This is a genomic window from Marinicella litoralis (assembly GCF_002591915.1).
GTDB classification, from domain to species: Bacteria; Pseudomonadota; Gammaproteobacteria; order Xanthomonadales; family Marinicellaceae; genus Marinicella; species Marinicella litoralis.
Genome location: NZ_NIHB01000002.1, coordinates 458656 through 472231, shown reverse-complemented (window position 1 = coordinate 472231; position 13576 = coordinate 458656). Strand labels below are relative to the sequence as shown.

At 41.6% G+C, this 13576-nt stretch carries 16 protein-coding genes and 1 tRNA gene; 13 read left to right on the top strand and 4 right to left on the bottom strand.

Features of this window, described 5'->3' with window-relative positions; translation table 11 throughout:
- Positions 1 to 4: 4 nt before the first annotated feature.
- The 4 genes from CCS90_RS08510 to ispG are packed head-to-tail and all read left to right on the top strand — an operon-like array spanning position 5 to position 2686.
- A complete protein-coding gene (locus CCS90_RS08510; RefSeq protein ID WP_099019113.1) occupies positions 5 to 790 on the top strand; it encodes a succinate dehydrogenase iron-sulfur subunit in 786 nt (261 codons plus the stop codon).
- Between the two features lie 28 nt (positions 791 to 818).
- A complete protein-coding gene (locus CCS90_RS08505) occupies positions 819 to 1100 on the top strand; it encodes an FAD assembly factor SdhE (protein ID WP_099019112.1) in 282 nt (93 codons plus the stop codon).
- 10 nt (positions 1101 to 1110) lie between these two features.
- Positions 1111 to 1494: a hypothetical protein gene (locus tag CCS90_RS08500; protein ID WP_133566455.1), complete on the top strand. Its 384-nt coding sequence runs from the start codon at positions 1111 to 1113 to the stop codon at positions 1492 to 1494.
- Entirely contained in the window at positions 1475 to 2686 is a 1212-nt protein-coding gene (ispG, locus tag CCS90_RS08495; RefSeq protein ID WP_099019110.1) for a flavodoxin-dependent (E)-4-hydroxy-3-methylbut-2-enyl-diphosphate synthase, read from the top strand. Before CCS90_RS08500 ends, ispG begins: the two co-directional genes overlap by 20 nt.
- On the opposite strand, the gene CCS90_RS08490 is transcribed toward ispG, so the two are convergent.
- The 3 genes from CCS90_RS08490 to CCS90_RS08480 all read right to left on the bottom strand — a co-directional run bounded on the left by CCS90_RS08490 (position 2680) and on the right by CCS90_RS08480 (position 4366).
- The gene (locus CCS90_RS08490) at positions 2680 to 3021 is read right to left on the bottom strand and encodes a hypothetical protein (protein WP_133566454.1); all 342 of its coding nucleotides are present in this window, start codon (positions 3019 to 3021) and stop codon (positions 2680 to 2682) included. The two genes, ispG and CCS90_RS08490, sit on opposite strands and share 7 nt — an antisense overlap.
- A gap of 85 nt (positions 3022 to 3106) precedes the next feature.
- The gene (locus tag CCS90_RS08485; RefSeq protein ID WP_099019108.1) at positions 3107 to 3940 is read right to left on the bottom strand and encodes a M15 family metallopeptidase; all 834 of its coding nucleotides are present in this window, start codon (positions 3938 to 3940) and stop codon (positions 3107 to 3109) included.
- A 6-nt stretch (positions 3941 to 3946) separates the two neighbouring features.
- Entirely contained in the window at positions 3947 to 4366 is a 420-nt protein-coding gene (locus CCS90_RS08480) for a GFA family protein (protein ID WP_099019107.1), read from the bottom strand.
- A 72-nt stretch (positions 4367 to 4438) separates the two neighbouring features.
- Here CCS90_RS08480 and yajC point away from each other — a divergent pair, with 72 nt between their 5' ends.
- The 4 genes from yajC to CCS90_RS08460 all read left to right on the top strand — a co-directional run bounded on the left by yajC (position 4439) and on the right by CCS90_RS08460 (position 8319).
- Positions 4439 to 4768, top strand: a complete 330-nt coding sequence (yajC, locus tag CCS90_RS08475; protein WP_099019106.1) for a preprotein translocase subunit YajC — start codon at positions 4439 to 4441, stop codon at positions 4766 to 4768.
- Between the two features lie 59 nt (positions 4769 to 4827).
- Entirely contained in the window at positions 4828 to 6678 is a 1851-nt protein-coding gene (secD, locus tag CCS90_RS08470) for a protein translocase subunit SecD (protein WP_099019105.1), read from the top strand.
- A 10-nt stretch (positions 6679 to 6688) separates the two neighbouring features.
- On the top strand, positions 6689 to 7666 hold the full coding sequence (secF, locus tag CCS90_RS08465) for a protein translocase subunit SecF (protein ID WP_099019104.1): 978 nt from the start codon (positions 6689 to 6691) through the stop codon (positions 7664 to 7666).
- Between the two features lie 134 nt (positions 7667 to 7800).
- Complete coding sequence (locus CCS90_RS08460) at positions 7801 to 8319, top strand: DUF4252 domain-containing protein (protein ID WP_099019103.1); 519 nt, start codon at positions 7801 to 7803, stop codon at positions 8317 to 8319.
- A gap of 97 nt (positions 8320 to 8416) precedes the next feature.
- Here the strand turns inward: CCS90_RS08460 and CCS90_RS08455 are convergent, their stop codons facing one another.
- Positions 8417 to 9223 carry an inositol monophosphatase family protein gene (locus tag CCS90_RS08455; protein ID WP_099019102.1) on the bottom strand — a complete coding sequence of 269 codons (807 nt, stop codon included), beginning with the start codon at positions 9221 to 9223 and terminating at the stop codon, positions 8417 to 8419.
- 83 nt (positions 9224 to 9306) lie between these two features.
- Here CCS90_RS08455 and CCS90_RS08450 point away from each other — a divergent pair, with 83 nt between their 5' ends.
- The 5 genes from CCS90_RS08450 to der all read left to right on the top strand — a co-directional run bounded on the left by CCS90_RS08450 (position 9307) and on the right by der (position 13570).
- A complete protein-coding gene (locus CCS90_RS08450) occupies positions 9307 to 10041 on the top strand; it encodes an RNA methyltransferase (protein WP_162846769.1) in 735 nt (244 codons plus the stop codon).
- 72 nt (positions 10042 to 10113) lie between these two features.
- Positions 10114 to 10189: transfer RNA gene (locus CCS90_RS08445), tRNA-Asn, on the top strand.
- A 190-nt stretch (positions 10190 to 10379) separates the two neighbouring features.
- Positions 10380 to 11015 carry a YfgM family protein gene (locus CCS90_RS08440; RefSeq protein ID WP_099019100.1) on the top strand — a complete coding sequence of 212 codons (636 nt, stop codon included), beginning with the start codon at positions 10380 to 10382 and terminating at the stop codon, positions 11013 to 11015.
- An 11-nt stretch (positions 11016 to 11026) separates the two neighbouring features.
- Complete coding sequence (bamB, locus tag CCS90_RS08435) at positions 11027 to 12160, top strand: outer membrane protein assembly factor BamB (protein WP_099019099.1); 1134 nt, start codon at positions 11027 to 11029, stop codon at positions 12158 to 12160.
- An 18-nt stretch (positions 12161 to 12178) separates the two neighbouring features.
- On the top strand, positions 12179 to 13570 hold the full coding sequence (gene der, locus CCS90_RS08430) for a ribosome biogenesis GTPase Der (RefSeq protein ID WP_180236516.1): 1392 nt from the start codon (positions 12179 to 12181) through the stop codon (positions 13568 to 13570).
- Positions 13571 to 13576: the final 6 nt, after the last annotated feature.

Genomic DNA, 13576 nt, shown 5'->3' with positions numbered 1-13576 from the left:
TATTATGGCAGAATTTAGACTACCCAAAAACTCGAGAGTACAAAAAGGTAAGCACCACAAAGCAGCAAGTGGCACTAATTTGACCACCGTCAAAGTCTATCGTTGGTCGCCAGATGATGGTGAAAACCCAAGGACCGATACTTATGAAGTTGACATGGATAATTGTGGCCCAATGGTCTTGGATGCTTTGATTAAAATCAAAGACGAGATGGATTCAACTGTGACATTCAGGCGCTCATGTCGAGAAGGCATTTGTGGCTCTTGTGCGATGAATATCAATGGAACTAACACCTTGGCGTGTACCACATCCATCAAACAATTCAAAGGCAAGGAAATTGCCATTTATCCATTGCCACACATGGAAGTCATCAAAGATTTGGTGCCAGACCTGACACATTTTTATGCGCAATATGCTTCAATCAAACCTTGGATGCAAACTGATTCAGTGCCTTTACCGGATAAGGAACGCTTACAATCGATTGAAGAGCGTGAACAATTAGATGGTTTGTATGAGTGTATCTTGTGCGCCTGTTGTCAAACATCATGTCCAAGTTATTGGTGGAATGGTGATCGTTACTTAGGACCCGCTGTGTTGTTGCAGTCGTATCGATGGTTGGCAGATTCTCGTGATGAGTACACTGGGGAACGTTTGGAGGATTTAGAAGACCCATTTAAGGTTTATCGTTGTCACACCATCATGAATTGCGCCAACACTTGCCCCAAAGGATTGAACCCTGGTAAAGCCATTGGCGAAATTAAAAAAATGATTGCTCAAAGACATGCCTTGTAACAAAGACATTCAAGTACAGCATTAAAAGATGAGTGATTATCCTGCCGAAACTGTACCCACTGAGTTGACCGAAGGATATTTTCAATGGCGTTGTCGTCGTGGGATGAAAGAATTGGATTTCATCATGACCCGTTATTTGGAATCAGCTTATCCTTTAATGTCTGATGACGACAAAACTCAATTCAATGAGTTTCTTCAGCTTCAAGACATGACATTATGGTCTTGGCTCAGTGGTAAACAAACACCAGAGGATGCACCAACCGCTCGATTGGTCGCTGATATTTGTGCCTCCAGTTACCTTAAAAAATAAGCAAATTATTTTGAGCCTGAGTTGGGTTCAAATTTTGTTGTTGTTTCTTATACCAGTCTTGTTATTGGGTGCTTGGTTCCTGTCAGTATGGCTGGTATTGCTCGTTCCATTGATTTTATGGCAATATGCAAGCAATCGACGCATGATCAATCAACAACTTGATTTCACTTTGGTTATGAATGCTGTGGGGGAATGGCGATTGGTACAAACAGACAATCAACTTGTGCTAGAAGCCAGATTGCAAGATTATTGGGTGACTCCCTTTTTTTTAGCCATCAAATTGGTTTCAGATTTGGGTCAATACCACTGTATTATTTTAAGAAATAAAGTAGATGCGGCGTCATTTTCTCGCCTAAATGTAGGAATACAAAGCAATGAACAAACAAATGATTGATAACAAAAGACATGTTGTTGATATCGACGGCATTAAAGTGGGTGGTGGGCCAGTAGTGGTTCAATCCATGACCAATACCGACACAGCGGATGCCAAAGGGACGGCACAGCAAATATACCAGTTACACCAAGCGGGTTCTCAGTTGGTTCGAATCACTGTCAACAACGAAGAATCAGCCGCCGCCGTTCCTGAAATCATCGATCGTTTGCGGGCAGCCAGATGTGATGTGCCTGTCATAGGTGATTTTCATTACAATGGACACATGTTGCTTCAGGAATACCCTGAATGCGCAGAAAAACTAGCAAAATACCGCATTAACCCCGGAAATGTCGGCTTTGGCCGCAAGCGAGACAGCCAATTTGAAGAAATTATCCAAGTGGCTAAAGATTTAAATAAACCGGTCAGAATTGGTGGCAATTGGGGCAGTTTAGACCAAAAGTTAATGGCTAAAATGATGGATGAAAATGCCAAAAGTCCGTCGCCATTATCATCGGGTGCTTTGATAGAAAAAGCCCTGATCGACTCCGTGTTACAAAGTGCGGCGCAAGCTGAGAGTTTTGGTTTGCCAGCTGATCGCATCATCGTCTCATGTAAAGTGAGCAGTGTTCAGTCATTGATTCGTATTTACCAGAATTTATATCAACAATGCCGATACGCTTTGCATCTGGGTTTGACTGAAGCCGGAATGGGAAACAAAGGCATCGTGGCGTCTACTGCGGCTTTGAGTGTGTTGTTACAGCAGCACATAGGAGACACCATACGTGTTTCTTTGACTCCTGAGCCTAATCAAGCCAGGACGGCTGAAGTCAAAATTGCCCAACAAATTTTGCAAAGCTTGGAGTTGCAATCCTTTAAGCCCGAAGTCACAGCCTGTCCTGGATGTGGCAGAACCACCAGTGAATTTTTTCAGGTATTGGCCAAAGACGTGACAGAACACATGGAGCAAAAAATGCCTGAATGGCGCATTTCACATCCTGGTGTCAAAGACATGAATGTCGCTGTCATGGGATGTATCGTTAATGGTCCCGGCGAGTCAAAACACGCTGATATTGGAATTTCCTTGCCAGGTACTGGAGAAAAACCAACAGCGCCCATTTTTATCAGAGGTCAAAAATCACATACATTGAAAGGTGATAACATCGCGGGTCAATTCATAGATATATTGGATGAATTTGTAAAAAATAATTACTGACAAATGTGGTTTTTACTGCCTGATACACAAGTGATTGTCGGGCTAAACCCAAACAATTGAGTGGCTTTGGCAGAAACCTGGTAATTATTTTGCTCAAAAAATTTCAACTTAAAAAACGTCATAGGGCCAATTTGAGTGGTTTGAATGCTTTGTGAATGGCCCAAATGATTGATGTCAATCAGTTGACTGATTTTGTTATTGATGATTGAGTCCACCTTATGCGGGTCATTAATGGCTGCGGATAATATTGAGGACAGTTGCAGTAAAATAAACAACAAGACCAAACGCATTGGCCATTGGTTATTCGTCTGATTATTTGTTGTTTTAGGTTGCAAAAATAGCCCCTTATTACTGATGTAACAAAAAGTATAAAATATCTTGGCTTGAACTGTCAAGCCCAAGTCTAACCAACCATAAATACTATTTATTTACCCCAGCCACCGGATGGTAACACCAATGCCAAGGTTCATAAATGATGCCATATTGATTGTCCTTGGGGTAACTCATGATAAAACCAAATTCAGCACCACGATCAGTGAGCCATTTAAAAGCCGGGCTTGATTCAAATGAAGTTGATAAAGCTTCAAATTCATGGGTGGTTATGTCGATGGCACGCCCAGTGTGGTGTTCGCTGTGACCTGGTGCGGTATTGACTGACAGGATGTCATCAAGCGGGATGCCATTGTCGAGTTTTCCCTGAATCAACTGGGCTTGGTACTTCATGGATCTGAATGCCGATACCAATTGCAGCAAGACACCATCATCCTTTGCAGCTTGTTTCATTTGATGCCATGCGTGGTGAGCTTGAGGGTGTAGTTTGGTGCTGCGGTCGAAACAATCAATGTCAGAATCTATCAGTTGGACGGCAGTGGGTTGAAAAGGACAGGACAATTTACGGTCTTCGATTCCCAGTGATTGATTCAACTCGAGGTAGGGGTCTGGACAGGTCAAGGTTTCAGCAGAAACCATATAGTGATTTTCTTGTTTGACAAATCCCATGCCACGTAAAAATGAGGCGGCATGGGCTAAATCGGTTTTTGCTTTGTAATGATCACAATTGATTGCTTTCATCAAACCAAAAGCAGATTCAGTAGCAACCCCAAGGCCCAGGGAATGCGGTTTAAGGATAATGTTAAACCATTGTTTTTTAAAGAATAACTTGCCAATCAAGTGCTGATCAAACTTGTCAAAAATAGACCAACAATTTTTATGCGTGGGCTTGATGTCTAATCGTTGTGTAGAGATGTAAGTCATGGCTGTTTAACTTGATTGTAAGTTATTGTGTGCTTGGGTCCAATTTTTTCCATCAAAAAGTTCATGCTTCCATTCAGTCGCAACATAGCCTTTGATGCAATGCGCATTGATGCTCCAACAGTCTGGGTGAGAGCGCGGTTGGTAGAAAGACTTAACACCACAGCGGCTACAAAAAAGGTGGTTGGCTTGTTTGCTATTGAATCGATAACTGGTCAATGATTGGACCTCAGTAAGCAGTTTGAATTGATCATGTGGCACAATCAAATGATGAAACCCTGTCATCGAACAGACCGAACAATTACAAACAAGAATTGTTGAATTGATATCAACTGTGGCATGAAATTTGATGGCCCCGCAATGACATCCACCAGTAATTGATTTTGTTACTTGAGTTTTTGCAGTATCAAGCCCTTGATTTTTTGCCATTTGAGTCCTATATCGTTGTTTCTGTGGTGCTATAATAGCGCGCTTTTATTTTACTAGAAACGGGATTGAAAGATGAATTTTTTTATATCTGATGCCATGGCTCAATCGGGCGATGCAGCTGCTAACCCAATGGGTTCCTTTATTTTTATTGGTGTGTTCTTTGTCATCATGTACTTCATGTTGATTCGTCCACAACAAAAACGCATGAAAGCTCACAATGAAATGGTAACAGCACTGGGTGTGGGTGATGAAGTGATTACCAATGGCGGTACTTTGGGTGCAATAGTTGCGGTCGATGAGTCATTCATAAAGATTGAAATTGCACCAAGCATTGAAATACACGTGCAAAGAAGTGCAGTGGCCAAAGTATTACCTAAAGGGACGATTAAATCACTTAAGTAAATACCTGCCCATTTTTGCTTGGGTAGACATATATAACAATAACAATAAAGAGAATAACAATGAATCGATATCCTATGTGGAAATACATAATGATTCTGGTCATCATATCTATGGGAGCGCTGTATGCATTGCCAAACTTATATGGCCAAAGTCAAGTGGTGCAAGTAAAAGCAGTTAAAGACGCAGCAATTGAACCAAAAACACTGGATAAAATTTCTGATGTATTGAATGACAAACAAATTGCTTTCGATCAAATCTCAATTGATGGCGACACCGCCATTGTTAAATTTGCTGATTTGGATGCCCAAAGAAAGGGGCAAGATGCGTTAAAAGAAGGTTTGACAGGCTTCAATACAGCCATGAATTTGAGACCCAACGTGCCAGAATGGCTAGAAAACCTGGGTGGCAGAGCGATGAACCTGGGATTGGATTTGCGTGGCGGCGTACATTTCTTGTTAGAAGTTGATATGAAAGAGGCTGCGGACAACAAGAAAAAACAAATCCGTTCTGACATCACTTCTACTTTAATTAAACAAAAAATTCCCAAGAAACGCATCAGCTGGTCTGGCAATGACATTACCATCAGTTTCAGAAACGAAGTTGATATGGAGAAAGCAGCAGAACTGATCGAAAAGGATTTCACTGAGTTGACATTGCGTCAAAATGTGACTGCAGATAGTTATGAGTTGAAAGGCTTGTTAACAGAACAGTCAATCAATGCAATCAAAGAAAATGCATTGAATCAAAACTTAACCACATTGAGAGACAGGGTGAATGAGATTGGGGTTGCAGAACCCATCATTCAACGTCAGGGTTTGGAACGTATCGTGGTTCAATTGCCAGGGTTACAAGACACGACCCAGGCAAAAATCATGTTAGATGCAACAGCCACCTTAGAATATCGACCGACTGACCGTGAAAACAATGCAGAATTGGCAGCAAGAACGGGCAAAACACCGATAGGATCTTCATTGTATTACGATCGATCAGGTCGGCCTGTCTTGTTAAAAGACCGAGTGATCGCGACTGGTAATCAATTGATAGATGCTCAGGCGACTTTCGACCAACAATCAGGTTCTCCTGCTGTATCAGTTAAATTGAACAGCATAGGTGCCAACAGAATGCTTGAATTCACAAAGTCCAATGTAGGAAATTTTATGGGTGTTATTCTTAAAGAAAGAATTCCCATAGGCAAAAATGATGAAGGCGTGATGCAGTACAGAAATAAAGAAGAGGTGATCAGTGATGCACGCATCAACGGCATCTTTTCTAATCAATTTCAAACCACTGGCTTGGATTCACAAAAAGAAGCCAATGAATTGGCCTTGTTACTGCGAGCAGGTGCCTTGGCAGCCCCGGTTCAAATTGTAGAAGAGCGAACCATTGGTCCTTCATTGGGACAAGACAATATTGATAAAGGCGTGATGTCGGTTCAGATAGGATTGGCATTGGTGGTGGTATTTATGATTGTTTACTATCGCATGTTTGGTTTGATCGCCAATGTGGCCTTGACCATCAATGTGGTATTGATGATGGCTTGTTTGTCTATGTTTGGCGCCACATTAACCCTTCCTGGTATTGCAGGCATTGTACTTACTGTCGGTATGGCAGTTGATGCCAATGTCTTGATCTTTGAGCGGATCAAAGAAGAAATGAGGGGTGGGAACACCATACAAGGCAGCATCAAATCTGGTTACGAAAAAGCATTTTCTACCATTGCAGATGCCAATGTAACCACTCTGATTGCAGCGGTTGTCTTGTTCGCATTTGGTACTGGACCCATCAAGGGGTTTGCCGTGACATTGTGTATTGGCATCATGACGTCAATGTTTACAGCGATTGTGTTATCAAGGGCTATTGTGAACTTGGTTTATGGTCGCAAGAAAAAATTACAATCGATAGCCATCTAAGGAGTTGAGTATGAATATATTAGGAAAAATTAAATACGACTTCATGGGCAAGAGAAAAATTGCGTTGGTGGTGTCGTCGTTGTTAATCATTATGTCGTTGATTTCTATCGTGACCAGGGGATTGAATTTTGGATTAGATTTCACTGGAGGAACAGTTGTCGTGGTGCATTTTGAAGAAGGCATCGGAGTGACCGAAGTGCGGGAAAACCTTGAAGCTTCGGGGTACCAAAATATAGTGGTTAAGAATTTTGGTTCCAGCAAAGATATTGAAATCACTTTGCCGCCTCAAGAAAAGGCAGTAGCAACTCCGGACATGGATGAACAATCAGATTCTACTCAAAAGGATGAAGCCAAGTTAAGTAATGCTGTACTTGAAGAATTAAAGAAATTGGATTCATCAGCAAGAATAAGTAAGGCGGATTTTGTGGGCCCACAGGTGGGTGATGAGTTGATTGAACAAGGTTCATTGGCGTTGTTGTACGCCATCATGGGCATTTTGATTTATGTGACCATTCGATTTGAATGGCGCTTTTCATTGGGATCAATCGCTGCCTTGGTTCACGATGTGATAATCACGGCTGGCGTGTTTTCGATCTGGCAGGTGGAATTTGACCTGACTGTTCTGGCAGCACTGCTCGCAGTCATTGGTTATTCATTGAATGACACGATTGTGGTTTTTGATCGGATCAGGGAAAATTTCAGAAAGGGCCGAAAAGCCACCACTGAACAAGTGATTAACAATTCGATCGGTCAAACTTTATCCAGAACTGTGATTACTTCATTCACCACCATGCTGGTGTTGTTGGCATTGTTTTTCTTTGGCGGTGATTTGATCCATGGTTTTGCTTTTGCTTTGATAGTGGGTGTGATTGTCGGTACTTATTCATCCATATTTGTAGCCAGTACAACCACTTTGGCCTTAGGTATCAGTCGTGAAGATTTAATTCCAGTTGAAAAGGAAGGTGCCAACTTAGAGCACATTCCATAATTTTAATTTTTGATTAAACAATCAGCCCGGTATTGCCGGGCTTTTTTTTGCCTCTCATTTGTAACATATTTTAGCTTGCCTCGTTATATGCACATAAATCCATGGCGGATGATGTTTAATTAATAGAGGTATTTATGAAAAATATAATGGCGATGATGTTTTTAAGTTTGGTATCAGTCAATTCTTGGGCTGATGATTTTAAAGCGCTTGAAAGCATTTTAGGCACTGAAGCCAAAGTAAAAATAACCTTAGGCCCTGGTGTGCTGGGTATGGCGAGGATGTTCACCAAAGATGATCAAGAGGCTCAAGCTGTGTTATCTGGGCTGAAAGACCTGTCTATCAATGTTTATGAATTGAATGATGCAGTGGATGTAGATGACATCGGTGACTGGATGAGTGACAAGGTCAGGAGTTTGGCTAAGCATGGCGTTGAGGAGATCATCAAGGTCGTTGAAGGTGATGAGCGTGTACACATCATGGCTAAAGTCGATGGCATGATTTTAAGTGACTTGTCAATTATGGTGTTCGAGGCAGGAGATGAATTTGTTTACATCAAATTGGATGGTGAAATTGATGTGGCTCACCTCAAAGATTTGACTGCTAATTTTGATGTTGATGTTGATGTTTTAGAGACGATTAGCTTGAATTTGTGAATCAAATTTGGCTCAGGTTCACAGGTGAGCTTAAGCTGTTTAACGAAGTTTGATGCACAATGCAAAGGCGCTGCTTTTTTTAGCAGCGCCTTTTTATTTAGTTTTGATAAAGGCTTTTAAGTTGTGAAGTTAGCCAAGCAGAGACTTTTAAGTTTCCAGCCACCACTTGAGCGGATTGGTTGAACGCTCTTTTGGCTGAAAAATCCATACATTGACCGCCTGACTCTTCGGTCAACAAAATACCTCCAAGCATTTCTGACGGTTTCATCTCATTTTGCCAATAGGCATTGAGTTTTCCGGCAGATACCATGGCTAAGTCCAATGCGGGACAGCCGAGAACCCGCACATCAGCGACTTGATTGCTGATGGTCCGCAAAGCTTTGGACTGAAGGGCATTTTTGTTTTTATTTTCTGAGTAGTTGGTACCAATCAGTGACTCTGAAGGTTCATTGTGGTTGCTGAGTCTTAACCTTCTTTGATTTAAAAAGGCGCCTTTGCCCTTGGTAGCCATGTATTCATCATCGGTGACTGGGTTGTAAATCAAGGCCTCTTTGGTTTTGTGGTTTTCGATCAGGATGATGCTGATGGCACAGTGAGGGATGTCATAGAGAAAATTGGTGATGCCGCTTAATGGATTGATCAGCCAAACCCTCTCGGAATTGGTGAAATCAGTTAAAGTGGTTTCATCAGTTTGAATTTCATCTTCTGGATAAGCCCTTTTTAAAGTAAAAAAGATGTCATTCATGCTGACTTGAATGGCTTGGTCAACAAAGCCATTGTTGAGTTTTTTATTGACTGAGAGCAATTCATTTTTAAACATCAATTGTTCAATTGAATTGGCCGCTTTGAGTGCTGCTTTTTTGGCAATATTCAGTTCAGGTGACATGTCTTTAATTTTATCCATTGATGTGACACATTTATGTGGCACGTTGATGTTAAGAAGCGAACCGCGTATGATACCAAATCTTTTAACTTATTGACACTTTTGTGGACAGATTAAAAAACATCAGATTCGTTTTATCTAACACCTCACATCCTGGCAATATTGGAGCTGCTGCCCGTGCCATGAAGGTGATGGGGATGGAAAATTTACATTTAATCAACCCAACTGACTACCCCAGTGCTGAGGCCACGGCCAGAGCATCCGGTGCCGATGATGTGTTGTACGCAGCCACTGTTCATGATGATTTGGATCAATCCATAGAACCATGTACCTTGGTGATGGGCACCAGTGCCCGAAATCGAGGGATGGATATAGAGGTCATTGACTTGCATCAGGCTGCTAAAATGTTGACCCTCGCTGCCAAGTCACAACAAGTTGCTTTGATTTTTGGAAAAGAACGTTATGGAATGACCAATGAAGAAATGCAACGGTGCCATTATTTGGTTAAATTACCAGCCAATCCGGAATATTCGTCATTGAATTTAGCTGCAGCCATTCAAGTGGCAGCCTACGAGCTGAGAATGAGGTGTCTGGAAGCACAAAACATAGAAGTGATTGATCAGCCAGCTGATGTTCCATTCGCTACTGCTGAAAAAATGCAAAGTTTCTATCAACATTTGTTTCAAATCATGCATGACATCGATTTTATGCATACAGAGAATCAAAAGTCATTGGAAGAGAAGCTCAGAATGATGTTCAATCGACTGCGCATTGAAAAGCATGAAATGGACATCTTGCGAGGTTTCTTAAGCGCTGTGAACAAGAACATAAAAAAATGACTACATATTGCTTGACAGTTTTTCTGATAACTGTAAAATGCGCATCTCTTGCTTAGCAAGACTTACCAATCTTCCCCGGTAGCTCAGTTGGTAGAGCGGGTGACTGTTAATCACTAGGTCGGCGGTTCAAGCCCGTCCCGGGGAGCCAAAATTCTGAAAAAGCCGCTTTTTAAGCGGCTTTTTTGATTTAAGCATTATCATTTTTTCAAAGTGAGCCTGTAACAACGATAAAATGTACTCATTCTGTTGCTGGCAATACAAATGGCTTGATGAAATTTTACAAGTCATCATGTAAAATAGCCTGCTTTGTAAAATAGATTAACCATTGGAATAAAAATATGGCATTTGAAGAATACGATGATTATGAACAAGAACAGCTGGTCAAAGAATGGCTGAACAAAAACTGGTTGACCATTGTTGCAGGCATAGCGCTGGGAATTGGTGGACTATGGGGTTACGGCCAATGGCAGGTGTCGCAATCCAATAACATCAAAGCAGCAGCTGAAGAGTTCGTTCAGATTGAACAATTACTTTCTTTGGGTGAACTGACTGAAGCCGAAAAGATGATCGCTGATTATGAAGCCCAATATGGCTCGAACATTTACGTGGTAAAAGCCCGTTTGATGGCGGCAGGTAAGTTGGTTGAACAAGACAAGATTGCAGAAGCGAAAGTACAATATCAAACATTGATTGACGCTAAGCCAGAAAAATCAATTGCTGAAATGGCGCGTTTAAGATTGGCAAGGTTGTTGGTTTCTGAAGGTGACTATACAGCGGCTCTGACTCATTTGGATAAAGTACAGTCTCAAGCCTACCAAACCATTGTTGAAGAGGTGGTAGGCGATGTGTTTTTGGCACAAGGTGAATTAAACAAAGCCAAGGATGCTTATCAATTGGCGTTGAATGAAGGCGAAGGCTATTCTGGACGACAAATTGTTGAAATGAAATTAGCTGATGTTAAAGCTGCAAAATAACCGAGGTTCGAATGAATAGATTACCTGTATTGTTAATGATTTTGTTTTTGGCAGCTTGTGGTTCTAAAAATGAAGAAACCAAACCCAATGAATTGATTAAGGTCGATGAAATAGGCAAAGTTAATGTGCTGTGGAAAAGTAAGTTAAAAGCTGCAGAAAAGGCTTTTGGTTACAAATTAATTCCAGCTGAAAATAATGGTAATCTTTATGTTGCAAGCCAGTCTGGAGAAGTGGTCAGCTTGAATGCAAAAACAGGCGCTAACAATTGGAAAGTTAATTTAGAATCTGAAATCAGTGCGGGTCCTGGTGTTGGTGATACTTTGTTGGTATTGGGCGGACCAGAAGGACAAGTCATTGCATTGGATATCGACACAGGTACTGTGTTATGGGAAACCCGTGTGACGTCTGAAGTGTTAAGCCCACCAGTGATTGATCGCAATAAAGTTGTGGTCAGGACGCAAGATGGTCGTATTTATGGATTCTCAATTCAGAACGGAGAAAGGGACTGGGTTTTTGATACCAATATTCCAAATTTAACCTTAAGGGGCAACAGTACTCCGATCGCCAAAGGTGGTCGTGTGTATATTGGATTTGATAATGGAAAAGTGGCGGCGTTGAATATTTTAGACGGTTCAGTGTTGTGGCAGCAAAACGTCATTAATAGCCAAGGGAAAACAGAAATAGACCGCATTGCTGATATTGATGGCGACATAGATGTGGTGGCCACTGATTTATACCTTTCAAGTGCTGCAGACAAAACGTTGTCGGTGGCAACCGAATCAGGCCGTGTGTTGTGGAGCCAAAACATTGGTTCAGTTACCGGAGTAACAGTTTCAAGACGCTCATTGTATCTAACAGACAACCAATCGATTATTCATGAATTGAATCGAATGGATGGATCAAGAGGATGGACTCAGGATACATTACTCAATCGCAACCTCACCAAACCCAGTTATTACTTGGGTGATTTGTTGGTTGGTGATTTAGAAGGGTATGTGCATGTCATCAATGGCGTGTCAGGTGAAGTGATCAACAGAATCAAAACGGGAGGTGAACAGCTTTATCACGCTCCTTTGGTTGTTGGTGACATTTTCTATACTTATAACTATGATGGCCAAATCACTGCCATGCGGTTCAATAAATAAGGAATATGCCAAGTCATGATGCCTGTAATTGCTGTTGTTGGTCGACCTAATGTAGGAAAGTCTACATTATTCAATGCGCTAACCAATACCCGTAATGCACTTGTGGCTGATTTACCAGGATTGACCAGAGACCGTCAATATGGTGAGTTTGAATTACCAGATTTTCAAGCCACATTGATTGACACTGGAGGCATGTTGGGTGATGAAGGTCAGCTAACAGACTTGATGGATAAGCAAATCATTACAGCCATCGAAGAGGCTGATTTGGTTTTGTTGGTGGTCAGTTCTCGTGATGGTTTGGTTGGTGATGACGAACGTATTTTACGTAGAATCAGACAAACAGAAAAACCAATTATGCTGTTGGCAAACAAGTCAGAAGGTCGAGTGGAAGAGTTGGCTCTGGCAGAATTTTACCAGCTGGGTATTGAAAACATGATGTCAGTCAGTTCAGCACATCGCAAAGGTTTGACTGAACTGAAAGAACGCTTGAATGATTTTTTTAGATCAGCAGAAGAAGAGTTTTCGAAGGACCTGATTGATGATCACGGGCCTAAAGTAGCTATCGTAGGTCGGCCGAATGTCGGTAAATCTACCTTAGTTAATCGTTTATTAAGAGAGGACCGGGTTCTGGCGTATGATATGCCAGGTACCACACGTGACAGCATCAGTCTGCCATTGGTGTGGGATGACATGCCCTATACATTGATAGACACCGCTGGCGTTAGAAGGCGGTCTAAAATAGACGAAGGCATCGAAAAGTTCAGCATTCTAAAAACCATTGAATCAATCAAGCTGTCTCAGATATGCGTGGTCATGATTGATGCACAAGAAGGCATCACAGACCAGGATTTACATTTATTGGGATTGGCAGTTCATCATGCCAAACCGGTGATTTTGGTGGTTAATAAATGGGACCACCTCAGTGAAGAACATCGCTTGTATGTAAAAGAGAAGATTCATTTAAAAATGCAAGCCTTTGAATGGGTTCCTTTGTTATTTACTTCGGCATTACATGGCTCAGGATTGCGGGTACTTATGGAGCGAATAGACATGCTGATGGATAAGGCTGATTTGGAATTGTCTGCCAATCAACTGACCAATGTGTTGATTGAAGCCTACAAGGCACATCAACCTCCATTGACTCAGGGATTGAGTTCTCAATTAAAATTTGCACACTCTGGTGGTAACCATCCCATGAGAATTATTGTACATGGTAAACGAACCACAAAATTGCCTGACTCTTACAAGCGGTACTTAGAAAACAGCTTTCGCAAAGCGTTCAATCTCAAAGGCGTGCCCATCATCATGGCATTTAAGGATGGTAAAAATCCTTACAAAGACAAGAAAAGTACGGCCAATCTGTATCCATCAAGAAGAAAGCAGCCGCACAATCAAAAGAAAAGTCACTGATAAATT